The 24491-nt window shown below is 62.6% G+C and carries 25 protein-coding genes; 15 read left to right on the plus strand and 10 right to left on the minus strand.

Annotated elements, in window-relative coordinates:
- Window positions 1-79 precede the first annotated feature (79 nt).
- Window positions 80-1264, plus strand: a complete 1185-nt coding sequence (locus Q1A53_RS03340; RefSeq protein WP_299962900.1) for an aminotransferase class I/II-fold pyridoxal phosphate-dependent enzyme — start codon at window positions 80-82, stop codon at window positions 1262-1264.
- A 3-nt stretch (window positions 1265-1267) separates the two neighbouring features.
- Here the strand turns inward: Q1A53_RS03340 and phaR are convergent, their stop codons facing one another.
- From phaR to phaC, 3 genes are all read right to left on the minus strand, one after another.
- The gene (phaR, locus tag Q1A53_RS03345) at window positions 1268-1831 is read right to left on the minus strand and encodes a polyhydroxyalkanoate synthesis repressor PhaR (protein ID WP_299962902.1); all 564 of its coding nucleotides are present in this window, start codon (window positions 1829-1831) and stop codon (window positions 1268-1270) included.
- A gap of 129 nt (window positions 1832-1960) precedes the next feature.
- Window positions 1961-2407 carry a phasin family protein gene (locus tag Q1A53_RS03350; protein ID WP_299962905.1) on the minus strand — a complete coding sequence of 149 codons (447 nt, stop codon included), beginning with the start codon at window positions 2405-2407 and terminating at the stop codon, window positions 1961-1963.
- Between the two features lie 136 nt (window positions 2408-2543).
- Entirely contained in the window at window positions 2544-4349 is a 1806-nt protein-coding gene (gene phaC / locus Q1A53_RS03355; RefSeq protein ID WP_299962907.1) for a class I poly(R)-hydroxyalkanoic acid synthase, read from the minus strand.
- 108 nt (window positions 4350-4457) lie between these two features.
- Here phaC and phaZ point away from each other — a divergent pair, with 108 nt between their 5' ends.
- Entirely contained in the window at window positions 4458-5732 is a 1275-nt protein-coding gene (gene phaZ, locus Q1A53_RS03360) for a polyhydroxyalkanoate depolymerase (RefSeq protein ID WP_299962909.1), read from the plus strand.
- A gap of 380 nt (window positions 5733-6112) precedes the next feature.
- Here phaZ and Q1A53_RS03365 read toward each other — a convergent pair whose 3' ends face one another.
- The 4 genes from Q1A53_RS03365 to Q1A53_RS03380 form a co-directional block, all read right to left on the minus strand.
- Window positions 6113-6862, minus strand: coding sequence for an alpha/beta fold hydrolase (locus Q1A53_RS03365; RefSeq protein ID WP_299962911.1), 750 nt, complete (start codon window positions 6860-6862; stop codon window positions 6113-6115).
- 207 nt (window positions 6863-7069) lie between these two features.
- A complete protein-coding gene (locus Q1A53_RS03370) occupies window positions 7070-7684 on the minus strand; it encodes a hypothetical protein (RefSeq protein WP_299963072.1) in 615 nt (204 codons plus the stop codon).
- 10 nt (window positions 7685-7694) lie between these two features.
- Window positions 7695-8123, minus strand: a complete 429-nt coding sequence (locus tag Q1A53_RS03375) for a VOC family protein (protein WP_299962913.1) — start codon at window positions 8121-8123, stop codon at window positions 7695-7697.
- Window positions 8123-8884, minus strand: a complete 762-nt coding sequence (locus Q1A53_RS03380) for an alpha/beta hydrolase (protein WP_299962915.1) — start codon at window positions 8882-8884, stop codon at window positions 8123-8125. The genes Q1A53_RS03375 and Q1A53_RS03380 overlap by 1 nt, the downstream gene beginning before the upstream one ends.
- Window positions 8885-9005: 121 nt before the next feature.
- Between Q1A53_RS03380 and Q1A53_RS03385 the strand changes: the two genes are divergently transcribed.
- Both Q1A53_RS03385 and Q1A53_RS03390 read left to right on the plus strand, forming a co-directional pair.
- On the plus strand, window positions 9006-9764 hold the full coding sequence (locus Q1A53_RS03385) for an SRPBCC domain-containing protein (protein WP_299962917.1): 759 nt from the start codon (window positions 9006-9008) through the stop codon (window positions 9762-9764).
- 3 nt (window positions 9765-9767) lie between these two features.
- Complete coding sequence (locus Q1A53_RS03390) at window positions 9768-10184, plus strand: MAPEG family protein (RefSeq protein WP_299962919.1); 417 nt, start codon at window positions 9768-9770, stop codon at window positions 10182-10184.
- Window positions 10185-10211: 27 nt separating this feature from the next.
- Here Q1A53_RS03390 and Q1A53_RS03395 read toward each other — a convergent pair whose 3' ends face one another.
- Window positions 10212-10457, minus strand: a complete 246-nt coding sequence (locus Q1A53_RS03395) for a hypothetical protein (RefSeq protein ID WP_299962921.1) — start codon at window positions 10455-10457, stop codon at window positions 10212-10214.
- Between the two features lie 192 nt (window positions 10458-10649).
- On the opposite strand from Q1A53_RS03395, the gene thrS reads away from it, so the two are divergent.
- From thrS to Q1A53_RS03420, 5 genes are all read left to right on the plus strand, one after another.
- Window positions 10650-12608 (plus strand): threonine--tRNA ligase, encoded by a 1959-nt coding sequence (gene thrS / locus Q1A53_RS03400; protein ID WP_299962923.1) that lies wholly within the window; start codon window positions 10650-10652, stop codon window positions 12606-12608.
- 204 nt (window positions 12609-12812) lie between these two features.
- Entirely contained in the window at window positions 12813-13115 is a 303-nt protein-coding gene (locus Q1A53_RS03405; RefSeq protein WP_299962925.1) for a DUF2282 domain-containing protein, read from the plus strand.
- Between the two features lie 84 nt (window positions 13116-13199).
- Entirely contained in the window at window positions 13200-14054 is an 855-nt protein-coding gene (locus Q1A53_RS03410; protein ID WP_299962927.1) for a DUF692 domain-containing protein, read from the plus strand.
- Window positions 14051-14806, plus strand: a complete 756-nt coding sequence (locus Q1A53_RS03415) for a DNA-binding domain-containing protein (protein ID WP_299962929.1) — start codon at window positions 14051-14053, stop codon at window positions 14804-14806. The genes Q1A53_RS03410 and Q1A53_RS03415 overlap by 4 nt, the downstream gene beginning before the upstream one ends.
- Window positions 14807-15358: a DoxX family protein gene (locus Q1A53_RS03420; protein WP_299962930.1), complete on the plus strand. Its 552-nt coding sequence runs from the start codon at window positions 14807-14809 to the stop codon at window positions 15356-15358.
- 15 nt (window positions 15359-15373) lie between these two features.
- Here Q1A53_RS03420 and Q1A53_RS03425 read toward each other — a convergent pair whose 3' ends face one another.
- Complete coding sequence (locus Q1A53_RS03425; protein WP_299963074.1) at window positions 15374-15688, minus strand: ArsC/Spx/MgsR family protein; 315 nt, start codon at window positions 15686-15688, stop codon at window positions 15374-15376.
- Between the two features lie 184 nt (window positions 15689-15872).
- Between Q1A53_RS03425 and Q1A53_RS03430 the strand changes: the two genes are divergently transcribed.
- A complete protein-coding gene (locus tag Q1A53_RS03430; protein ID WP_195820234.1) occupies window positions 15873-16079 on the plus strand; it encodes a cold-shock protein in 207 nt (68 codons plus the stop codon).
- 447 nt (window positions 16080-16526) lie between these two features.
- Here the strand turns inward: Q1A53_RS03430 and Q1A53_RS03435 are convergent, their stop codons facing one another.
- The gene (locus Q1A53_RS03435; RefSeq protein WP_299962932.1) at window positions 16527-18869 is read right to left on the minus strand and encodes a mechanosensitive ion channel family protein; all 2343 of its coding nucleotides are present in this window, start codon (window positions 18867-18869) and stop codon (window positions 16527-16529) included.
- Window positions 18870-19228: 359 nt separating this feature from the next.
- Between Q1A53_RS03435 and Q1A53_RS03440 the strand changes: the two genes are divergently transcribed.
- The 5 genes from Q1A53_RS03440 to Q1A53_RS03460 are packed head-to-tail and all read left to right on the plus strand — an operon-like array spanning window position 19229 to window position 24459.
- Window positions 19229-20440: a glycosyltransferase gene (locus tag Q1A53_RS03440; protein ID WP_299962934.1), complete on the plus strand. Its 1212-nt coding sequence runs from the start codon at window positions 19229-19231 to the stop codon at window positions 20438-20440.
- Window positions 20437-21681: a glycosyltransferase gene (locus Q1A53_RS03445; RefSeq protein WP_299962936.1), complete on the plus strand. Its 1245-nt coding sequence runs from the start codon at window positions 20437-20439 to the stop codon at window positions 21679-21681. The genes Q1A53_RS03440 and Q1A53_RS03445 overlap by 4 nt, the downstream gene beginning before the upstream one ends.
- Window positions 21678-22739: a glycosyltransferase family 4 protein gene (locus Q1A53_RS03450; RefSeq protein WP_299962938.1), complete on the plus strand. Its 1062-nt coding sequence runs from the start codon at window positions 21678-21680 to the stop codon at window positions 22737-22739. Before Q1A53_RS03445 ends, Q1A53_RS03450 begins: the two co-directional genes overlap by 4 nt.
- Window positions 22736-23320, plus strand: a complete 585-nt coding sequence (locus Q1A53_RS03455; RefSeq protein WP_299962940.1) for a histidine phosphatase family protein — start codon at window positions 22736-22738, stop codon at window positions 23318-23320. Before Q1A53_RS03450 ends, Q1A53_RS03455 begins: the two co-directional genes overlap by 4 nt.
- Window positions 23317-24459, plus strand: coding sequence for a glycosyltransferase (locus Q1A53_RS03460; protein WP_299962942.1), 1143 nt, complete (start codon window positions 23317-23319; stop codon window positions 24457-24459). The genes Q1A53_RS03455 and Q1A53_RS03460 overlap by 4 nt, the downstream gene beginning before the upstream one ends.
- Window positions 24460-24491: the final 32 nt, after the last annotated feature.

Here is a 24491-nt window from a genome sequence, read left to right on the forward strand (position 1 = left end):
GGCTGTCACAGAGGTTTCACTTGGCCGCACGTCTCATTTGTTTTATGAATTGCGAAACTAAGTTTAAGGAAAGCAGAATATGAAACTGCCCGACATGCACCAGGCCGATCCGATCCCCGACGCGGCGCTGGAGGCGGTCACAGCTTTGCTGCGGTCAGGGGATCTGTTTCGATATACCGCGGCGGCAGATGCGCCCGTCGCCCTCTTGGAGACAGAATTCGCGGCTCTGATGGGCAGCCGCTACGCGCTGGCGGTGTCCTCCTGTTCGGCGGCGCTGTTCCTGTCGCTGAAGGCGTTGGATCTGCCTGCAGATGCGCGGGTTCTGATCCCCGGGTTCACCTTTGCCGCCGTGCCATCGTCGGTCTTGCATGCAGGATGCGTGCCGCTGCTCTGCGAAGTGGGCGAAAATTACCGGGTTGATCTGGTGGACTTCGCGGCAAAGCTGCCGCAGGTGCAGGCGGTGATCATCAGCCACATGCGCGGCCATACCTCTGACATGGATGCGATCATGGCGATGTGTGACGAGGCCCGGGTGCCGGTGATCGAGGACGCCGCCCATTCCCTCGGCACGCTGTGGCACGGGCGCAAGATCGGGACCATCGGGTGGATCGGCTGTTTCTCGTTCCAGTCCTACAAGATGATCAACGCAGGCGAAGGGGGTATCCTGATCACCGATGATGCCGATCTGGTGGCGCGTGCTGTCATCATGTCAGGGGCCTACGAGCATAACTGGAAAAAGCACGACGTTCTGTCCGAGGCTTTTGCGCGGCACCAAAACCGGGTGCCGCTCTATAATCTGCGGATGAGCAACCTCTCCGCCGCGGTGATCCGGCCGCAGCTGCCACTGCTGCAGGAGCGTGTGGAGGCGGGTCGGCGAAACCACGACCATTTGGCAGCACGGCTTGAAGTCTCGCCTAACATCGAGGTGCCTGCTGCCCTGTCGGGAGAGGCCCGGGCGCCCGACAGTATTCAGTTCAACTTGAGCGGATTGGATGATGATGCTGTCGATGACTTCGTGCGGCGCACAGATGCGGCTGGCGTCAAGGTGCAGGTCTTCGGTCGCAGTACGGATAACGCGCGGGCCTTCTGGAATTGGCAGTTCTTGCACGATCAGCCGGAGCTACCCCGTACCCGGGCCATGCTGATGCGGGCCTGCGACGTGCGCCTGCCAGTGCGGTTGACCCGGCCTGAACTGGACGCCATCGCCGACACGTTGCTGAAGGCGGTTCAGCAAGCGGCGGCGCACAAACTGGCGGTTGCCTGAGCGCTACTTCAGCTTGGACAGCTTATCCTGCAGATCAGCGAGCTGTTTTTTGATCGCATCCAGATCCTCGCCACCCTCGGCGTCGCCGCTGGCCTCTTCGGACTGCGGTGCGCTCCATCCGCTGGCGCCGCCTAGCCCACCCGTCATCGCCTTCATGAAGGCCTGCTGCTGCGCCTGCATCAATTCGAACCCGGGCATCTTGGCCATCGGGTTCATGGCGCTCATCTTGTCCATCATCTGACTTTGGCCGTCGCGCAGCATCTCGAAGGAGGCCTGCAGAAACTGCGGCACCACGCTGCCACCGGGTGTCATGTAGCTGCGCACCAGATCGTTCAATACGTCGATCGGCAGCACATTCTCGCCGCGGCTTTCGTGCTCGGCAATGATCTGAAGCAGGTATTGGCGGGTCAGATCGTCTCCCGACTTCAGATCGACGATCTGCACCTCACGTCCCCCCCGGATCAGGCTCGCGATGTCTTCGAGCGTTACATAGTCCGAGGTTTCGGTGTTATAGAGCCGCCGGCTGGCATATCGCTTGATCAGCAGAGGTTTTGTCTTTTCCGCCACGAAGCATCTCCCTGTTCAAGCGCTGCAGTGCAGCTTAGGACAGGGTTTTGCAAAAAGAAAGGGCGGGCTCCAAAAAGCCCACCCTTCTCATGATGCGCGACCTGGGGGTCGCATCTGCCGTAGCGATGATTACTTCGCTGTTGCGGCTTTCTTGACAGCGGCAGTCGCGTCTTTTGTCGCTTTCTTGACGGCGGCGGACGCATCTTCGCTCATGTCTTTTCCAGCGGCCATCATCAGCTCGACTGTTTCCATCTGGGCTTTCTTGGCCACTTCGGCGAAAGCTGCCATGTGCTCAGCGGCTGTCTCGGAGTACGCGGAGGCGAAATCAGTCATCGCTTTTGCGTAGTCCACGGGCTCGGATTTCGCTTTGGACATCTCGGACAGTTTTGCGAGCGTATCCTGGGTCCATTTGCTGGAGATCTCGGTGGACTTCTCGGCAGCTGTCAGCGCGACGCCGGAAAGCTTTTCGTTCAAAGACGCTGTTGTCTTGAAGGCGTCTTCCATCGCGGCTGTGTCGATTGGGAATGCGCCCATAACGTCTTTCATCATGGCGGTCATGTCAGGTGTCTTGGTCATGTTTCAAATCCTTTGGTTGCTGCGGGGAAGCCCCACATTCTGCGTCTGCAACAGGATATACATGCTGCGGCGCAGCATTGCAAGTATTTATTCTGCAGTGCAGCATAAATACTGAAGCGCGAAAAACGGCTTGAGATCAGAGGCTTGCCTTCTTGGCCACGTAGGTTCCGGGTGCATCACAGAGCACAGGATGCGTCTTATCTCCCGCTGTGCGTGCGGGAATCAGCTTCCCGGCCCGCTTTTCAAGCCACTTTCCCCACCTTGGCCACCAGGAGCCTTCGTGGAAATCCGCATCAGCCAGCCAGTCCGCGTGATCAAGCGACAGATCGGGATTGGTATAGTGGCCGTATTTCTTGCGAGTGGGCGGGTTGACGATCCCCGCGATGTGACCCGACTGCGTGACGATAAAGGTTTTGTCCTTCGCCCCCATCTGCTGAACCCCGCGGTAGCTGTCTTTCCAGGCGGCGATGTGATCGGTCTCGCAAGCAATCGCGCAGAGCGGCACGTCAACATCATCCAGCACCAGACGGTGGCCGAGCAGCTCAAAGCCATCCTGCGCCAGCTCGTTCCGCTGGCAGAGCCCCCGCAGATATTGCACCGCCATCTTTGCGGGCAGGTTCGCGCCATCGCCGTTCCAGTAAAGCAGATCAAAGGCGGGCGGTGTCTCTCCCATCATGTAGCTCTTGATCGCAGGCCCGTAGATCAGGTCGTTGGACCGTAGAAAGGAAAACGTCCGCGCCATGATCACCGACGGCAGCATGCCGCGTTCGCTCACCTCCGTCTCGATCCCGTCGATGAAGTCATCCGTCAGGAAGGGCGTAAACTCTCCCTGATCGGAAAAATCTGTCAGCGCCGTAAAGAAGCTCGCGGATTTGATGGATTTGTCCCCGCGCTGTTTCAGTAGCGACAGCGTCAGGGCGAGCGTCGTGCCTGCGATGCAATAGCCAACGGCGTTGACCTGTTTCTCGCCGGTCATTGCCTTGATCTCTTCGATGGCCGTCAGGTAGCCGTCGGTGATGTAGTCCTCTATTCCCACATCCCTGTAGGAAGGATCCGGATTGACCCAGGACACCATAAAGACGGTGTGCCCCTGGTCGGTCAGCCATTTGACCAGGCTGTTCTGCGCCTTGAGGTCGAGAATGTAGAATTTGTTGATCCAGGGTGGAAAGATCACCAAGGGTGTCTTGTGCACCTCCTCCGTGCTGGCCGTGTACTGGATCAGTTCCATCATCCGGTTGCGAAACACCACCTGGCCCGGTGTCGTGGCGATATTGCGGCCCAGCTCAAACGCGCTCTCGTCTGCCAGCCGTACCACCAGCGCCCCCTTGTTCGCCTCCAGGTCACGGATCAGGTTCTCCAGTCCCTGCACGAGGCTCTGCCCCTCGGTCTCGATCGCCTTTTCCAGGGCATCGGGGTTGGTGGCGAGGAAGTTCGTGGGCGACATCATATCGGTGATCTGGCGCGCAAAATACTGCAGCCGGTTTTTCTCGAGGGGCTCCAGATCGGTGGCATCCTGAACGGCCGTCATCAGCGCCTCTGCATTGATGAGATACTGGTTCTTGATGTAGTTGAAATAGGGATGCGACTGCCACAGCGGGTTGGCAAAGCGCCTGTCCGCGGGGCCGGGATCCTCGGGCGCGCTCAGCCTGCCCTTGGCAAGCTCCTGTTGTGCCTCGATAAACTGCTTCATCGTATCGGACCAGTAGCTCATCTGGTGCTCGAAGATCTTGGCGGGGTTCTGCACCGCCTCGGTCCAGTAGGCCTGCGCCGCGCGGCCAAACAGCTCTTGATTCGGGCCCGAAAGAGCCGGATTGGGCGGTTCGCTGTTGGTCAGGACACGCTGCAGCCGCTCGGACAATTCCTCAACTTTGCGCAGGTTTTCCGTCATTCGCTCAAGGGTTTCGCCCGAGGGAACCACACCTGCCTCAGTATCTGTTGTCATGTTAATCTTTCCCCCCTATGTTTGCAGGTGCAGCATAATGTCGTTTCTTCATGGGGGAGACACGATCGTTTCGGCTAATGCGTGCGGAATGAAACAAGGAGACCCCTCATGCGCTACATGGCGACATATGACCTGATGGAGACCGTACGCAACACCAATCAGTGGTTGGGTGCGACAGCACTCGCTATGGGAGCCTACCCTGCTTTTGCACTGAGTCCAAACCCTGCCTTGGCCTGGATGCAGGCCTGGGGCGAGGTGACCGAGCGCACATTTCAGCGGATGATCGTCAAGCCCGACTGGAACATCCCGCCGGTCCCCAGCACCGGCGGTGAGGAGCATGTGGTCACCACCGAGATCGTGGTCAACCGCGACTTCGGCGATCTGCTGCATTTCGAGGTTCAGGGCCGCAAGGCGCCAGCCCGCAAGGTTCTGCTGGTGGCACCCATGTCCGGACACTACGCCACGCTGCTGCGCTCGACCGTGATCAGCCTGTTGCCTGACGCGGATCTGTACATAACCGACTGGCACAACGCGCGAGACATTCCGGTGAGCTGCGGCAAGTTCGATGTAGAGGACTATACCCTCTATCTCGTGGACTTCATGAAGGAGTTGGGTCCGGATGTGCACGTGATCGCCGTCTGCCAGCCCGCGCCGCTGACACTCGCCGCGACGGCCTATCTGGCCGACGAGGATCCCAAGGCGCAGCCCCGCAGCCTGACGCTGATCGGCGGTCCCATCGACCCGGACGCCACACCGACAGATGTGACCGATTTCGGACACCGCATGACAATGGGTCAACTCGAAGAGATCATGATCCAGCGCGTTGGCTTCAAATATCCCGGTGTCGGTCGGATGGTGTATCCCGGTCTGCTGCAGCTGACCTCCTTCATCTCGATGAATGCGGAGACGCATTTCAAGGCCTTTACCGACCAGATCAGCCGCGTGGCACAGGGCGAGGCTGCGGATCACGACAAGCACAACAAGTTTTATGACGAATATCTGGCCGTGATGGACATGACGGCCGAGTTCTACCTCAGCACGGTGGAGCGGATCTTCAAGAAAGGTGAGATCGCCAAGAACCAGTTCACGGTCGGCGGCAAGCCCGTTGATATCGGCAAGATCACCACTGTCGCCGTGAAAACGGTCGAAGGCTCGAAGGATGACATTTCCGCGCCCGGGCAGTGCGTGGCCGCGCTCGACCTTTGCACGGGGCTGCCTGACGAGAAAAAAGCCAGCCACCTCGAAGAGGGTGCGGGGCATTACGGGATTTTTGCGGGCAAGAGCTGGCGGCGCAACATCCGGCCCCTTGTGCTCGATTTCATCGACGCCAACAGCGGAACGCCCAGGCGTGGCAAGGCTGCGAACAAGAACGCTGCGGCCTGACCCATACCGGGGTTACTAGGTGTCGCTACCTCTGTCCCGTCGCAGGTCGCAACTACAGTTGGGGCGACCCTGAAAGCACGTCGCTGCGTGTACCTTTGCTGTGCCGACTGCCGGATGGCATCGAACGCCATGGTGCACTGGCTCAGAGTTGCGGGCCTCTCGAACTCGGACCGCCCGACATGGTCCGCGACGTGCCACCCGTGTGTGAGCTAAAGCATCCAACCTTCAACCTGAAACACCCAACGTCAATGCTGAAGCGCTGTTCCGAGGGGTGGCGCAACTGCGCCGCCCGTTTTGCCAAAGGCAAACCTCCTGTTTGACGGGGACGGCGCGGCGCAACAGTGGCTGTTGCGCGGGTGCTCTGAGCGAAGCGGTGTGTCTCAGGTTGAAGGTCGGATGCTTTCGGCTGTCTGACGAAATGACCCGATGGTGCGCGGCTGACTGAGCCAATGACGCAGCGCCCGGGTTGTCTCTGCGGGTTGCTCCAAGGTCGGCAGATGACCTGACCCGTCCAGCACGACCAACTGCGCGTTGGGGATCAACTCGGCCATAAAGCTGTGCCGCTCCACCGGAAAAAGCGCATCCTGCGCACCGCAGAGCACCAAGGCAGGCACCTTGCATTGGCACAGTGTCCGTTGCTGATCACGCCGCCGCTGCAGGACACGCGACTGGCGCAGGAACACCTCCGCGCCCGACACCTCGGCCATATCCAGCATCAAGGCAGCCAGCTCCGGATCCAGCTCCAAACCGCCTGCGTAGCGCGGAATGATCTGATCCTGCATGATCTCCCGCAGCCTGCCGCTGCGCGCGGCCACGATCAATGGCTCGCGGGCCGCGGCAGCCTGGGGTGTCTCCGCATGAGGGTTCGTACCGATCAGCGCCAACCGTCTCACCCGGTCGGGCGCGCGGCGCATCAGCTCCATCGCGACCATGCCGCCAAGCCCCGCCCCCGCCAAGGCAAAGCGGGCTGGCAGTTGGTCGAGCAACCCTGACGCGATTTCCTCGATCCGCTCTCCTTGTGTGACGGGCGCGATCGTGACCGCGGTATCCGCCGACAGCTCAGCAATCTGCGGACCAAAAAGCCGCGCGTCGCACATGAGCCCGGGCAGTAGTACGAGTGGTTCGTTCACCGGGAGTGCCTGTGAAAAAGGCTGCGTTCTGTCATATATCTTTTGCCCCCCGACTTCGCTCACCACAGCTTGATCCGCCGGGGCCGCCACCACAAGCGCACGGCGCGACGCCCTATGGCAGGGGGGCGCTTTTGGGCAAATCACCGCCGATCCGCACGAGCGGCTGCACATTTGGTGACGGAAGCAAGCAGTCCGCATCCGCCACAGCTAGGGGTATGTGATGCCCTTGAACGCCGGAAAGTCGGTGTAGCGCGCGCGCCGGTCGGCGGGACCCTCGGCAGGATCACAGCCCGCACGCAGCAACATGCCCCGAGGCGCGATATAGCTGGAGATCGTGCGTAGCGGTGTAGGTCGCCATGTCAGGTTGAAGGCCGCGAGCTTGGGAAAGAACCACAGCTCCGAATAGGGCAGATGGTCGTGTATCCACCAGGCCAGATCGCGCCAGTCGCGGCCTGCGGCGTAGCGGTCGGCAAACCAGGGGATCGCCAGCGAGGTGCCCGCGATGGCGTCCTCCCCCCTGCCCCGATCCCAGATGTGGCACTCAATCGGATTGTCGTTGGCGGCGCAGTTGAGCTTGTGCGTGTTGCCGTAGCCATTCAGTGTCGGCGAGCGGTAACCCGAGCGGATCGCCAGACGACCAAAGGTCTCCTCCAGCGGATCCAGCAGCTCTTCGCAGAGCCTGCGCCCGTTCTCGATGGCCAGATCCGGGTCAGGCGGCACATTAGGTACGCGGTGGATATTGCCGATCTCGGAGTAAAGGAAGTCCCGCATATAGAAGTGTCGAGACAGGCGCACGCGGCCCAGTGTCTCCAGGCTCCACATGGATTTGGGGCTACGCATACCCATTCCAGCGAAAGGCACCATCCTCCCGCAGCGGCGAATACGGGTTATGGGCAATCTCCCAGATGTGACCTTCTGGATCGGCGAAATACCCGTGGTGGCCGCCCCAGAACACATCCGTGGCAGGTTTGAGGATCTGTGCGCCCGCAGCCTCCGCCCGTACGAGGATCGGCGCGACCTCCTCTTTCGTGCGCGTGTTGTAGCCGAAGGTCGACGCGCCAACCCCCAGTTCCGCGAGCATTAGCCCGATGTCGTCCGCCAGCTTCTCCAGCGGATAGAGCCCCAGCGTCTGCCCGATGAGATCATAGGCGATCACGCCGTCCTCGCTGGGCACGCGCTCCCAGCCAAGCGCGTCATAGAAAGCGGATTGCTTGCCCATGTCGCGCGCACCGAGGGTGATCAGACTGATCCGCTGGTCCATCAGATGTCTCCTTCAGCGAGGGTGAGAATATCCGCCACCGCCTCTTCGATCAGGCCTAGACAAGGCCCGTCGGAAAAGCGGTGATCGGCGTCCTTGACCAGCGTCAACCGCATGTCCTGGCAGGTCGCGTGATCGAGCAGGCGTAGTGCGGTTTCGGTGCTGACGGCAGTATCGGCGGTTCCCTGCAGGCAACGGACCGGAAATGGCAGGTCGAGCGGCGTGCGCAGCACCAGGTTCTCGCGCCCGTTCTCGATCATCCGGCGGGTGACGATATAGGGCTCCATGTAGTCCGACGGCAGCTCCACCTGACCGTCAGCCATGATCTGCGCGCGCTGCGCCTGCGTGAAGCTCGCCCAATAACCGTCTTCGGTAAAGTCGGGTGCCGCTGCGATGGTAACCATGCCCGCGATCCTTTCGGGGTGCCGCTTGCCCAACAACAGCGCCTGCCAACCGCCCATGGAGGAGCCCACCGGCAGCACCGGACCCTCGGTCAGCGCCTCGATCACTGCGGCGGTATCCTCGGCCCAGTCGCCGATGGCACCGCCCTCAAATGTGCCGGAAGACTGACCGTGGCCGGAGTAGTCGAACCTCAGAAACGCCCTGCCCTGCGCCTGAGCCCAGGCCTGCAGATGCAGCGCTTTCGTGCCCTCCATGTCGGATTTCAGCCCACCCAGAAAGACGATCCACGGCCCCTTTCCCGGGGAGCGGTGGTAGGCAAGGCGACGCCCCGCTGGCCCGTCGAAAAACTCTGGCTGGTGCATGAAATTCCCCTGCTGACGCCGTGATCATGCGCGCAAGCCCGACGGCGGTGCAATGCGAAAAAACACCACCCATTACGTTACCATATTGTCACGTGACTAATTAATCACCTATAAGAGGTTCATGGATTCGATCTTCAAAGCCCTCGCCGATCCGGCCCGCCGCACACTGCTCGACAGTTTGCGCGCCAAACCGGGGCAAAGCCTGCAGGATCTGCAGGGACAGCTGGAGATGACGCGCTTTGGCGTGATGAAGCATCTCGGCGTGCTGGAGGAGGCGAAGCTGATCGTCACCCATAAAAAGGGCCGGTTCAAATACCACTACCTCAACGCCCTGCCCCTGCAGGAAGCCATTGACCGCTGGGTGGAGCCGCTGCTCCAGCAACCGGCGGCACGAGCGGTGATCAACCTCAAAACCCAGCTTGAAGGAGCAACGACCATGACCAAACCCGATTTCATGATGCAGACGTTTATCCATTGTACCCAGGATGCCCTGTGGCACGCGCTGACCGACGCGGAGGCCAACGCCGCCTTCAATTTCGTCGCCAACAGCTGCGAGCGGGAGGGCAACAAGCTCACTCTCAAATTCGACGACGGCCGCCCGATGCTGATCCTGACGGAGACCAAACTGACCCCCAAAACCCGGATCGAGAGCACGTTCGAGCCGCATTGGGCCGGACCGGATGTCGATCTGCCGCCATCGCGTTTCGTCTACATGATTGAACCTCAGGGCGATAACTGCCTGCTGACGCTGGAGCATTACGACATTCCGGCAGGTCAGGAAGGCGTGGCCGACGGATGGCACCGCACACTGGCGGGGCTCAAGACCTGGCTGGAAACGGGACAGACCGTCAAGTTTCAACACGCCACGGAGGAGGCCTGAGCCATGGAGACCGCTGGCCTTTCAACCGAACTGGGCATCGTGGTCATGCTGGCGGTGATCGCCGCATCCCTGTGGATCCCGTATATCGTGGGGGTGAACATGCACCCGCAAGAGGGCGTGGATGATTTTGCCCGCCCGCCCGCGCTCAGCGGATTTCCCGACTGGGTTCACAGGGCGCACCGCGCGCATCTCAATTTGTTGGAGCAACTGCTGCCCTTCGCGATCCTGATTTTGATCGTGGACAAGCTGTACGGCTATTCCGCCCTGACGTTCTGGACTGCGATCGCCTTCTTTTGGCTGCGCATTGGACATGGCATCGGGATGATCAGCGGGATCGCACGCTTTCCCCTGCGGCCGATCCTCTTCACCGGAGGATGGCTCTGCTGCCTGCTGATGGCCTACGCAGCTTTCACCGCTTGAAAGCTGCCCTGACCGGTCCGGAAACGCTCAGCCGCTGACGTAGGGCTTGGCACCGGGCCGGTAAAAGATCTTTTGGTTATGGAGCCGACCCAGCAGCTCTTCGGTCTCGCGCTGATCTTGTTCAATCACCGAAATGGATGGCAGATCTGCAGGATCCTGATCCGACAAGGCGCGCCGCATCTTGCAAAGCTCCCGGCCCCGCGCGCGCAGCGCTTCTTCAATCAGGTCAACATCTGCAATGCTCAGCTCGAATGTGCGGTTGAATCGGGGCATCTGCGGTCCTTTTCGCCTGGGTTTCTTATCGGAAACTATGTCGGATTTAACACCTCAGATGCCGTAGTCAACGTATTCTTCGGCATACCGAGACACTGCATGCTTGACAGCGGGGCAGACGACGCGCATCCAGCGGTCACATACCCGCAACCGGGCGTCTCGTAGGCGCCAAACTGACGAGGAGCGCCCGCGATGGCCCCCAAAGACAGCATGATCTCCCTGACATTTCCCGACGGCAACGCGCGCAGCTTTGAGGCAGGCGTCACACCCGGAGACGTGGCGGCGAGCATTTCAACCTCGCTGCGGAAAAAGGCGATTTCCGCCACTGTGGACGGTGCCCATTGGGATCTTGCATGGCCCATTGAGAGCGATGTCAGCATCGCCATCCACACCATGGCCGATGAAGCACAGGCAAATGAGCTGGTGCGCCACGATCTTGCCCACATCATGGCCCGTGCGGTGCAGGAGATCTGGCCCGACACAAAGGTAACCATTGGCCCGGTGATCAAGGACGGCTGGTACTATGATTTCGACCGGGCCGAACCTTTCACCCCCGAAGACCTCGGCCTTATCGAAAAGAAGATGAAAGAGATCATCAACAAGCGCGACCCTGTCCGCACCGAGGTCTGGCCGCGCGACAAGGCGATTGCCCACTACGAAGCGAGCGGTGAGCCCTACAAGGTCGAACTGATTGAGGCGATCCCCGGCGACGAGCCTCTGCGCATGTACTGGCACGGCGACTGGCAGGATCTGTGCCGCGGCCCGCATCTGCAGCACACCGGGCAGGTGCCGGGCGATGCGTTCAAACTGATGTCCATCGCGGGTGCCTACTGGCGCGGCGATTCGAACCGCGCGATGCTGCAACGGATCTACGGTGTCGCCTTCACGGCCAAGGAAAAGCTGCGCGCGCATCTCAATATGCTGGAGGAGGCCGCCAAGCGCGACCACCGCAAGCTGGGGCGCGAGATGAACCTCTTTCACATGCAGGAGGAAGCGCCCGGTCAGGTCTTCTGGCACCCCAACGGCTGGTCGATCTACACCGAGTTGCAGGACTACATGCGCCGCAAGCAACGCGCTGCGGGCTATCACGAGGTGAACACACCGCAGGTGGTCAACCGCAAGCTCTGGGAAGCCTCCGGCCACTGGGACAAGTACCAGGAGCATATGTTCGTCGTCGAAGTCGAAGAGGAACATGCGGCGCAAAAGTCGATCAATGCCCTGAAGCCGATGAACTGCCCTTGCCACGTGCAGATCTTTAACCAGGGGCTCAAATCCTACCGCGATCTGCCGCTGCGCCTGGCGGAGTTCGGCTCCTGCAACCGGTACGAGCCCTCGGGCGCGCTACACGGCATCATGCGGGTGCGCGGGTTCACTCAGGATGATGGCCATATCTTCTGCCGCGAGGACCAGATCGAGGCGGAATGCGCGGCTTTCATCACCTACCTGTCATCCGTCTACAAAGATCTGGGGTTCGAGGACTTCGAGATCATGTTCGCGACCCGCCCCGAAAAGCGGGTGGGCAGCGAGGAAAGCTGGGATCATGTGGAGGCCGCGCTGGAAAACGCGATCAAAGCCACCGGGCATCCCTATACGCTGGACGCTGGCGAGGGGGCATTCTACGGCCCGAAGCTTGATTTCAAGCTGACCGACGCCATCGGTCGCGAATGGCAGTGCGGCACCTTTCAGGTAGACCCGAACCTGCCTGAACGCCTGGACGCCACCTATATTGCCGAGGATGGCGCCAAGCACCGGCCCTATATGCTGCATCGGGCGTGCCTGGGCTCCTTCGAACGCTTCATTGGCATTCTGATCGAAAACTCTGCTGGCAAGCTGCCTTTCTGGCTGGCACCGCGGCAGGTGGTCGTGGCCTCCATCATCTCGGATGCGGACCCCTATGTGCAGGAGGTCGTGGAGACACTGCGCGCCGCAGGTGTTCGGGCGGAGGCCGATGTGCGCAATGAAAAGATCAACTATAAGGTGCGCGAACATTCTGTCGCCAAGGTCCCGGTGATCCTCGCCGTCGGTGCCCGCGAAGTCGAAGAGCGCACGGTCACCCTGCGCCGTCTGGGAGAAAAGCAGACCCGCGTCAGCCCGCTGGCGGAGGTTACAGACCTGCTGAGCCGTGACGCGACCCCGCCGGATCTGTTGTAACATTTCGCGATCAAGTTTCGGTCGCGCCACCGTGGCGCGGCCAAAACTGTAACAATTGCCACATGTCAGCGGCCAACGGTCACCGGCGCACTGGTTTTTGCTGACGCCTGCGTGAGGCACATCCTCGTGAGTAGATTGTTAAGCGAACACGCGATAGTTTGGCATCGTCACTGACCGACAGGTCGTAAACTCAGGGAAGAAACCATGTCCAACACCATGAAAACAGTCGCAATTGCCAGCGCCGTCGCCGCCGCCATGACCGCTCAGGTCACCACCGCGCAGGCCGCCTCGAAAGAGAAATGCTATGGCGTGTCGCTGGCCGGTGCCAATGATTGCGCCGCGGGCCCTGGCACGACCTGCGCTGGCACCTCCACCGTCGACTACCAGGGCAACGCCTGGACGCTCGTGGACGCGGGCACCTGCACTGAGATCGAACTGCCCGCCATGGCAGATGGCACAGCACGCGAAGGCTCGCTCGAAGAGCTGGAGCGCGACCTGCCCGCCTAAGGCACGAACGCGCTTGAACAACTGGCCCGGCGTCACGCGCGCCGGGCCGCTTTTGACCACCGTAAATGAGGCCCGAGGGTCGCCATGCTGGACACCGCTTCTCGCTTTTCGGATCTGCCCGCAGCCCCGGGTGTTGGCTACAAAGCCCAACACTTCGATGCGATATGCAAAGATGCCGGACCGGTTGCCTGGATCGAGGTCCATGCGGAGAATTACATGGGTGCCGGTGGCCGCCCTCTCGCTCAGCTGCGCGCACTGTCAGAGCGGTTTGCCCTGTCCATCCACGGCGTAGGGCTGAGCATCGGTGGCGAGGAACCCCTCGATCCCGATCACCTCGCACGTCTGCAGCACCTTCTGAAATGGTCGCAACCCGCCAGCTTTTCCGAACATCTCGCCTGGTCCACGCACGGTGCGGAGTTTCTCAACGATCTTCTGCCATTGCCCTATACGAACGACACGCTCTCCCGGGTCGCCAACCACATAGACGAGGTGCAGGAGCGCTTGCAGCGCCCCATGCTGCTGGAGAACCCGTCCAGCTATCTGGCCTTTGCGGAAAGCACCTGGAGCGAGACGGATTTCCTCGCGGAACTGGTCCGGCGCACGGGCTGCGGGCTGCTGCTTGACGTCAACAACGTCTTTATTTCGGCGACCAATCTGGGGCTCTCCGCACAGGCCTACCTCGATGCCTTCCCGCTGCACGCGGTGGGCGAGATCCACGTGGGCGGTCACGATGCCCAGACGGATGATCACGGTGCGCCCTTGCTGATCGACAGCCACGGCAAACCCGTCATCGACCCGGTGTGGGCGCTGCTGGACCGTGTGCTGGCGCGGGGTGGCCCCCGGCCTGTGCTGGTTGAATGGGACACGGACGTGCCCGACTGGTCCGTGTTGCGCGCCGAAGCGGAGCGCGCGGCCACGGCGCTTGCACTCGTCACATGACCGTCTCTCAGGCCCGGTTCCGCGAAGCTGTGCTCGACCCGGCAGCGGCTGTACCGCCCGGTCTGCAGGATGGCCAGCGCGCCCCCGCCGGCAACCGGTTTTCCGTCTACCGCAACAATGTCATCGTCTCGCTGACAGAGGCGCTGCAGACTGCGTTCCCTCTGGTTGCCAAGTTGGTGGGCGGCGACAGATTTTCCCGTCTTGCCGCCGTCTACGTCCGTGAGCACCCGCCGAAATCACCGCTGATGATGCACTACGGTGTCGATTTTCCGGCATTTCTGGAAGGGTTCGCGCCGCTTCAACATATCGGCTATCTGCCCGACTGCGCCAGGCTCGATCTGCTGATCCGCCAGTCCTATCATGCAGCGGATGCCCCCCCGGTTCCCGCCGAGCGGTTGCAATGTGCCCCGGAGGATCTGGTAACCCTACGGCTGTCGCTGGCGCCCGCGGTACGCATTCTGCGCTCGCCCTGGCCCGTCCATGATATCTGGCGCATGAACACCCAAGAGGGCGCGCCCAAGCCCCGCCCCGTGGCGCAGGATGTGATGATCGCACGCCCAGGCTTCGACCCCGCACCCTGGCTTCTGCCGCCCGGCGGAGCGTGCTGGCTCGACTGCCTGGGGCGCGGGCTGACCCTTGGTGAGGCACATGAAGCTGCCCTCGCCGAGACCGCTGATTTCGATCTTGCCGCGGTGCTGACACTGGCGCTGCAATCGGGTGCGCTGACGGATCCCACAACAAAGGACGGTTGAATGATTTCTCTTTATGCGTCGGTCACGGACCGGCTGTCGCGTGCCGACTGGCTGCTGAGCACGGTGGCGCGGCTGGTCTTCGCGGGGACCCTGCTGATGTACTTCTGGGTCTCCGGCATGACCAAACTGGGCGACGGTCTGGCAGGGCTTTTTCAGCCCTCCGACGGCGCCTATGTGCAGATCTTTCCCCGCGCGATGGAGGCTGTGACCTATGATTCCAGCCAGCTGTCGCTGTTTCATTTGGCCGTGGTCGTCGCCGGGACATGGGCGGAGTTTATTCTGCCCGCACTCATCGTTCTGGGCCTGCTGACGCGGCTCTCCGCTCTCGGCATGATAGGTTTCATCATCGTGCAATCGCTGACCGATCTGATCGGCCACGGCGGCTTGGCCCACCCTGAAACCGTGGGCGCCTGGTTTGACCGCTTTCCAGACAGCGCCATTCTGGATCAGCGCAGTTTCTGGATCTTGTTGCTGATCATCCTCGTGGTCAAAGGTGCAGGCCCCCTCTCGCTTGACGCGGCCTTGGGGAAAAAGCGCCCGGCGGAGGCATAAGCCGCCAATCCCTTCTCAGAGGCCCAGAGCAGTCTGGGTTTCCTTGCTCCAGCCAAGATACATCACGTCCCCTGCCACGATCAGGGGGCGCTTCATCAGCGCCGGATGTTCCCGCAGCAGCGTCAGCGGCGGCATCTCGCGCTCGGCCTCGCCCAACCCCCGCCAGGTGGTCGAGCGGGTGTTGAGCAGATCCGGACCAAAAGCGGCCAGAGCCGCCTCCAGCACCTCCTTCGGCACACCGTCCGCGCGCACGTCGATCAGCTCCGCCTCCGGCAAAGCCTTCAGGGCCTTACGGCAGGTGTCGCAATTCTTCAGACCATAAAGTCGCATCATTTACTCACAGGTTTGGGATTTTAGCGCTGGAATCAGCCGGTTTATTTGCGTTTTGCTTGATTTTTACAGGGGGAAGGCAATGTTTTAAAGGGTAGTGAACCGGGCCACCACCCGGCCTGCGCGCAGAAACCACCCTGACAGCTTCAGGGAGGTCCCCAAAGACAAAGGAGGCATGGGATAGATGCCAAACGGCACTGTAAAATGGTTTAACACGACTAAAGGATATGGGTTCATCGCGCCCGAAGGCGGTGGGTCAGATGTGTTCGTCCACATCTCTGCGGTAGAGCGCTCCGGGCTGACCGGTCTCGCCGATGATCAGAAAGTCAGTTTCGAGCTGTCAGAAGGCCGCGATGGTCGGCAAATGGCGAGCGATCTCAAGCTGCTCTGATCGCCACGCAACGCAGCAGACAGCCCCTCACCACTCTCCGGTCCAGACGCAAAAGACACCGCTGCCTGCATGGGATGCCGGGCAGCGCGAGACACCACCGACCTGGTCAGAATGACGGCAAGGCAACGCGTCGCCCGGTATCGCGATATGGTTCTTTTTTCACCTCAGCAAACGTCAGCTTGGCCCGCTAAATGCGCTATGACCGCAGCCGTTTTTGCCATCTGGCCCGCTTTCGACAAAGATGAGGGCGAACTCGCACTGGCAGTAAGATAGTGTGTGAGGGCGATGTCATGGCACCACGGCGAAGGGTCGCAAGATCGTGCAATCCGGGTCGCTGCGGCTTCGGCAGGCAAGTCCTTCCGTGATACGCGCCACCGGCTGCCGTCCGCGAACGCACAAAACGCATGTCGGCGTCAGCCGACGCCTTTTGACAGCGAAAGGCCGTCTCTAGCGGTCGTCCGCAGCGGAGGCGCCGCCTTCCATCAGGTCTTCTTCGATGGAGGCTTCCGCCGCAGCTGTCACGGCCTTTTTCTCCTCTTCGGAAAGCTCTTCGATCTGCTTGTCACCGGCCAGCCGCACCGTCACCTCACGGTGCGCAAACTTGATCCCCTCGCGCTCAAAGAGCGCCCGGATTTCCTCGTAGACACGCTTGCGGATCAGCCATTGGTCACCCGGTTTTGTCATGAACTTCACGCGGATGATCATCGCGCTGTCCTGCATTTCGATCACGCCCTGGGACTTCAGCGGCTGGATGAAGTTGTCCCCGATGACCGGATCATCGAGTAGCGCCACCCCCAGCTTTTTGATCAGCTTGCGGACCTGTTCCACATCGGTGTCATAGGTGACACGCAGCGGCAGTTTCATCATGACCCAGTCGCGCGAATAATTGGTCATCACCTGAATCTCGCCGAAGGGAATGGTGTGCAGCGCGCCCAGATGGTGGCGCAGCTGGAAAGACCGGACGGAAATCTTCTCCACGGTGCCCTTCACCCCGCCGATATCGAGGTATTCGCCCTTGCGAAAAGCGTCGTCGAATAGAAAGAACCCGCCCGAGAAAATGTCGCGAACCAGCGCCTGGCTGCCAAAGCCCACGGCGACGCCCACCACACCGGCACCGGCAAAGAGCGGGCCCACATTCACCCCAAGCTCCAGCAGGATGATCAGCACAATGGTGACCAGCACGACGATCAGGATAAAATTCCGAAAGAGCGGCAGGAGCGTCGCCAGCCGACTGGCGCTGGAGCCGCCGCCCTCGTCGCCCAGTTCCGCCTCCTCCGCGTCACCCTGCTCTTCGCTGATCTTGCGGTCGATCCAGATCCGGAAGACGTGATAGACGATGTAGCCCAGAAAGATGATGACCATGATGTCGAGCAACTGGGTGGTCGCGCTTTCCACCATCCGGGCGGAGTTGTTGTCCCAGATGTAGAAGAACGCATACGTTCCCGCGACAAAGGCAAGGATGCCCGCGACCCGGCGCGCCAGCGCCTCAAAGGAGTTCAGCTCGGGCCGACGCACCACGACCTCGCCCGCGACATCCACGGGGCCGTCTTCTGGATCCGCCTTGTTCAATGTTCGCAGGGCGCGCGCGCGGGCAAAGCTGCGCTCAATCAGATAGTTGATGACACCGTAGACCACGATGATGGACAGCAGGATCGCGTAGGCCCCCGCGATCAGCGGGATGGACGACGGATTACCCAGCACCAGGTCGTAGGTCAGCTCGACCCAGGCAAAGAGCACGTAAAGGATCACCACCGGTGCCCAGCCCGCCGCCAGCACGCGGGTGATGAAGCTGAGCGAAGCGCGATCGCTGCCGTTGATGATCGCATCCGTGATGGCGCGGCGGTTCACCAGTACCATCAGGACGTTGAGCAGCACGACCAGCCCGGACAGCATGGCTGCAAGGAAGGCATAGACATCGTAGTTGAGCCCCAGCTCGCCGATCCAGACGCCGAAGAGAATGGCACAGACATCCACGATGGCCACCGTCGTCAGCCAGCGGTGCAGCTTCTTTGCATCCTCGGTCCCCAGGGTGGGGATGCGGTATTGCGCCATGTATGGCGACAGGATCATCCGCCACAGGTTCGCCAGCGCCCGGCACAAAAAGTAGCCGATGTTGACGATACTGGCCGTGAACTGGATCGACGAATCCTTGATCGGACCCCAAAAGAGGATCCCCAGAACGTAGGCCACGGCCATCGAGATCAGGATGCCGACAATACCCAGAAAGAACCTAAAGACCAGCCAGGGCATCTTTTCGGCGTAGCCTTTGGGGTTCTCATAAGTCACCGCCCGGATCCAGTGGATGGCGATGCGTTTGCCGTAAATCTGGTATTCGACGACAGCGCCCACGGCAAAGAGCATCAGCGAAAAGACCAGCACCTGCCCGTACGCCCAGATTTCGCCCGACGGGCTGGTGGCGCGCAGGATATAGACAACCTCGTTGAAAGCATTGGGCAAATCCAGCAGCCGCTCGACCAGCGCGGTGCGGAACTCCACCACCGCGTTTTGCGTCTTCATGAGCGCGTAACCTTCGCTCGCGGTGCCAGCCGGTTCGGCAGGTGCTGCTGGACTGGTGCTGACAAGTTGACCAGCGCTATCGATAACGACAACGCCGACACCGTTTTCCGCCGCCTCGCGCATGATCTCCGCGATCCGGTCGCTGTCGGAGCTCTCGTCGGTGCCGGACAGATCAAGCAGCGACCCAATGCCCTGCGCCGGAGCAGACTGGGGCATCAACGCGCTCAGGAAAACGGCGCAGCAGAGCGTCATGAAGAAATGAGGTAGCCGCATGAAAGACCCGGATTCGAGTAAACTAAAATCGTTCATGACGCTAGGGGAGACAGCACACCATTGCAATCGTGCATCGCAGCCCCGGAAAGCGCGCCTGGCGTTTTGCATGCCGTTAACTTTTATGTCAAAGAAGGGCGCAGGTTGGTTGACGACCCCCCGCAAAGACGCAAGGACTGGCCGATGCGGCTGACTTTTCCCCTCCTGCCTCTGTCGAGTGCTGATCCCTCCGTGACGGGAGTTTCCGCGCGCGCGCGGCCGGGTCCTACCACGCCGCTTTCCGCAGGGGGCGAGAGCGAAGCACTGTCTCAAAGCACCTCGTGGCGCGGGTCTTCCTGCAACGATGCACGGAGCATCACGCGATGAACGTGGCGAGCCGTTTGCCCCGGCAGAACCCACCCGTCACCGATGCGCCGCAGCGCATCGTGCTTTACAGTCATGACACCTTCGGGCTCGGCCATCTGCGCCGCTCGCGGGCGCTGGCCTCGGCGCTGACGGCGGCGAACCCGCAGGCTTCGGCGATCATCCTGACAGGCTCTCCGGTCGCGGGGCGCTTCACCTTTCCCGAGCGGGTCGATCACATGCGCCTGCCCGGGGTGACCAAACTGACTGACGGCAGCTATGTCAGCCAGACACTGGGGCTCGACATTGACGAGACGACAAACCTGCGGTCGGGCCTCATTCAGACGGCGATAGAGCAATACGAGCCCGATCTGCTGATCGTGGACAAAGAACCCACCGGCTTTCGCGGCGAGCTTCTGCCCACGCTGAACTGGCTCGCCGAGCGGGACGGAACCCGCTGTGTTCTGGGCCTGCGCGACGTGCTGGACGCCCCCGAGCCGCTGGCTGCGGAATGGGCCCGCAAGGGGGCGACCGACGCGGCAGAAGCGTTCTACGACGAGATCTGGGTCTACGGGCCCCGGTTGGTCTATGACCCCACGGCGGGCTTGCCGCTCAGCGAGGACACGCGCGCGCGGCTGCACTGGACAGGCTATCTGCGCCGCGAGGTGATAGACGCCGCCGATGTGCCGGATACACCCTATGTGCTGATCACGCCGGGCGGCGGGGGCGACGGTCAGGCCATGGTCGATCTGGTGCTGGAGGCCTATGAGCTGGATCCCACCCTGACCCCCAACGCGGTGCTGGTCTACGGTCCGTTTCTGTCCGGTGAGGTGCGCGAGGCCTTCGAGGCGCGCGTGGCGCGGCTGAATGGCCGGGTCACCGCCGTCGGCTTCGATGCCCGGATCGAAGCGCTCTTTGCGGGCGCTGAGGGCGTGGTGTGCATGGGCGGCTACAACACCTTCTGCGAAGTGCTGTCGTTTGACAAACGGGCGGTGATCGTGCCGCGCACCGTGCCGCGGCGGGAGCAGTGGATCCGCGCTGCGCGTGCCGAAGAGCTTGGGCTGGTGCGCATGCTGGATGAAACGCGGGACGGGATGAACGCTCAGACCATGGTTGCGTTCATCCGCGCCCTGCCGGCGCAGCGCAAACCATCGCAGGCCGGTGCGGGCAGTCTGCTCGACGGGCTCGACGTGGTGGTCGCCCGCGCCACGGCGCTGATGGCCGGAAAATGACGCCGCAGCCAGGGCGGTTGGCGGTGGTGGTCAAAGGGTGGCCGCGGCTGTCGGAGACCTTCATCGCACAGGAACTGGTCGCCCTCGAAGAGGCAGGCCTCGATCTGGAACTGTGGTCGCTGCGCCACCCGACCGATACCAAGATCCACCCGCTGCATAGCCGGTTGCGCGCGCCGGTGCGCTATCTGCCCGAATACCTCAAGGACGAGCCCGCCCGTGTCCTGCGCGCGGGGGCCAAAGTGCGCCGCCTGCCCGGCTTTCGCGCCGCCTGGCGGGCCTTTTGCGCGGACTACGCCCGGGACCGCACCCCCAACCGGGCGCGCCGCTTTGGTCAGGCCTGTGTGCTCGCCGCCGAGATGCCAACGCAGACGGCGGGGCTTTACGCGCATTTCCTGCACACACCCGCATCGGTGGCACGCTACGCGGCGATCCTGCGGGGGCAGCGCTGGTCCTTTTCGGCTCATGCAAAGGACATCTGGACTTCGCCGGAGTGGGAGCTGCGCGAAAAGCTCGACCCCGCGCACCACGGCGCGGCCTTCGGTGCCACTTGTACCGGGTTTGGTGCCGCGCATCTGCGGTCTTTGGCGGATCGGCCTGACCGTGTCGATCTTGTCTACCACGGGCTGGATCTGGACCGCTTTCCGCCGCCGCCACCGCGCATGTTGCGTGAGGCTGACGCGCCCATATCGCTGCTGTCGGTCGGGCGTTTGGTCGAAAAGAAGGGCTTTGACCGGCTGATCGAGGCTTTGGCACTCCTGCCAGACGGTACCCGCTGGCAATGGACCCATATCGGCGGTGGCGCCCTGGGTGAGCCGCTGCGGGCACGGGCGGAGAGCTTGGGCCTTGCGGCGAGGATCACTTGGCGCGGGGCCTGCGATCAGCCCGAGGTGATCGCCGCAATCCGGGCCGCAGATCTCTTTGTGCTGCCAAGCCGCGTGGCCGCCGATGGGGACCGTGACGGGCTGCCCAACGTGCTGATGGAGGCGGCAAGCCAGCGACTGGCGATCCTGTCGACACCGGTGTCCGCCATCCCGGAATTCATCGAAAACGGAGTCCATGGTGTGCTGAGCGAGGACACACCGCAGGCCTTGGCCACGGCGATCGAAGCCCTGGCAGCGGATCCCGCGCACGCGGCCCGGCTCGCCGAGGCCGCCTACACCCGGTTGATCGCGGAGTTTCGAATGGAGCCCGGGATCGACCATCTGGCGGGCCGGTTGCGCGCGATGATGGCGATGCGATGAAGATCGCCTTTTACGCGCCGATGAAGCCGCCCGATCATCCCGTGCCGTCAGGAGACAGGACAATGGCGCGGTCGCTGCTGCGCGCCCTGTCGTACGGCGATATGGCGGCGGAGGTCGTCTCCGACCTGCAAACGCGCGAGCCGCGCGGCGATACCGCAGAGCAGGCCCGTTTGCGGGCAGCAGCAGCAGATGAGGTCGCGCGGCTCTCCGCTGTTGGGGGTTGGGCGCTCTGGCTGACGTATCACAGCTATTACAAGGCACCGGATCTTGTGGGGCCATGCGTCGCCGCAAAACTGGGCATCCCGTACGTGCAGGTGGAGGCAACGCGCGCGCAAAAACGGTTGCAGGGGCCCTGGGCTGGCTTTGCGCAATCAGCAGAGGCCGCCAGCGATGCCGCAGCGACGATCTTTGCGCTGACCCTGCGCGATGCAGAGGCCCTGCGCGCCTATGCGCCCACCGGTCAGCGGATCGAGATCCTGGCGCCGTTTTTGCAACGTGAGGATCTGCCACCGCTCGGTACACGCACAGGGTCCATGCTCAGCGTGGGGATGCTGCGGCATGCGGACAAGCTGGCCTCCTACCGCCTGATCGCGGAGACGCTGGCGCAGCTGACGACCCCCGACTGGCGGCTGGAGATCGCGGGCGATGGTCCGGCACGCGCCGATGTGGCCGCGCTGATGGCACCCTTTGGTGACAGGGTGAGACTGCGCGGTGCCTTGACCGCCGATGAATTGGCGCAGGCCTATGCCAGTGCCAGCCTGCTGGTCTGGCCGGGCGTCAACGAGGCCTTCGGGATGAGCTATCTCGAAGCGCAGGCCGCCGGTGTGCCGGTGGTGGCACAAGACAGGCCGGGCGTGCGGGACGTGCTGGCCCCGGCGGCCCGACCTCCAGTCGAGGCAGGCACCGCCGCGCTCGCCGTCCAGATTGACATGCTGCTGCAAAACGAAACCACGCGCCAGCGTATGGGTGACGAGGCCCGTGCCTATGTGGCCAAACGCCATCTGCTTGGCACGGCCAGCGACACGCTGTGCCGCACGCTAAGGCAGGTGGCGGCATGATCCGGCTCGCGCTGCTGCGTCATGGCCACACGGCCTGGAACCGCGCGGGCCGCATTCAGGGTCGGTCGGATGTACCGCTGGATGAGGAGACGACGGCCACACTCGCCACCCGTACGCTGCCCAGCCCGTGGAAAGACGCCGCGTTATGGTCCAGCCCGCTCTCCCGCGCCCGCGCGACCGCGGCGCTTGTGGCCGGTCGTTCCCCGCAAATTGATCCGGCACTGACAGAGATGGACTGGGGCCAATGGGAAGGTCAGCAAGGCTCCCATTTACGCAGCGATCCCGACAGCGGGTTTCGCGACATTGAGGACTGGGGGTGGGACTACCGCCCGCCCGGCGGCGAAAGCCCCCGCGATCTGCGCGCGCGGCTTCTGCCTTGGGCGGCAGCGCTGGACCGCGATGCCGTGGCGGTCTGTCACATCGGGGTCATGCGGGTGCTGCTCGCCCACGCCATGGGCTGGGATTTTCGCGGCACCGCCCCCTTCAGGATCAAGCGTGAGAGGCTCTACGTGCTGACACGCACGCAGACCGGCTGGACGGCAGATCCCGATCCCGTTCGGCTGGAGGCCCGCACGCCATGAGGGTTGCGATCCTGGTCACCCACCTGCTTGGCAGCGGGCATCTGGCCCGCGCCCTGACGCTGGGGCGGGCAGTGGATGCCGCGGGGCACAAGGCTGTGGTGCTGTCAGGCGGTATGCCTGCGCCGCAATTGGCCACGTCGGGCGTGCAGTTCGTGCAGTTGCCGCCCCTGCGCTCCGACGGTGTGGCGTTCACGCGGTTGCTGGATGCGGACGGTGGCGAGGCATCCGCCGCCTTGCTTGACGCGCGTGCAACCGCCATTCGAGCTGCGCTGGTCGCCAGTCCTGTCGACGTGCTGATCACCGAGCTCTTTCCCTTCGGTCGGCGGGTGCTTAGGGCGGAGTTTCTGTCAGCCATCGAGGCGGCCCGGTCGCAGACGCCTGCCCCGCTGATCTGCGCCTCGATCCGGGACATACTGGCACCACCGTCCAAGCCTGCCCGCGCCGAGACCACGCAAGACATTATCACCCGCCTCTACGATGCGGTGCTGGTCCATGCGGACCCTGACGTCACGCCGCTGGAGGCAAGCTGGCCGGTGACTGGCGCGCTGGCAGCCAAGCTGCACTATACCGGATTTGTCGCGCCGCTACCCCCGGGCCCGCACCCGGATGGGATCGGTAGCGGAGAGATCCTGGTGAGCGCGGGCGGCGGCGACGTGGGCGGCGCGCTTTTTGAGGCAGCGCTGTCCGCTGCGGTGGCAACACCGGCCTGGCGCTGGCGGGTGCTGGTGGGCGGTGGCGCCGACGCGCGCGTGGCGACACTGGCCGATGCTGCCCCGTCCAATCTGAAGGTGGAGCCCGCCCGGCCCGACTTTCGCCAGATGCTGCAAGGCTCGGCGGCCTCCGTGTCGATGGCAGGATACAACACTGCCTTGGATCTGTTGCAGACCGGCACACCGGCCGTATTGATCCCCTTCGACGCGGGGGGAGAGACAGAACAGAGCCTGCGTGCGGCGGCCCTGTCAAAGCTGCCGGGGGTTGAGGTGCTGCGGACGGCGGAATTGACGGGCGAACGTTTGCGCGACGCCGTCGCCAAGGTTCAGGCCGCTCCCCCGCGCGCACCACGCGCAGACGGGATGGAGGGCGCTGCGCGCACCGTAGAGATTCTGCAAGAGCTGTTGGAGGCACGTCGTGCAGATTAACTGGGTGCCGTTACGAGCAGAGCTTTCTGCAG

Source organism: uncultured Roseobacter sp., assembly GCF_947496515.1.
Classification (GTDB): Bacteria; Pseudomonadota; Alphaproteobacteria; order Rhodobacterales; family Rhodobacteraceae; genus Roseobacter.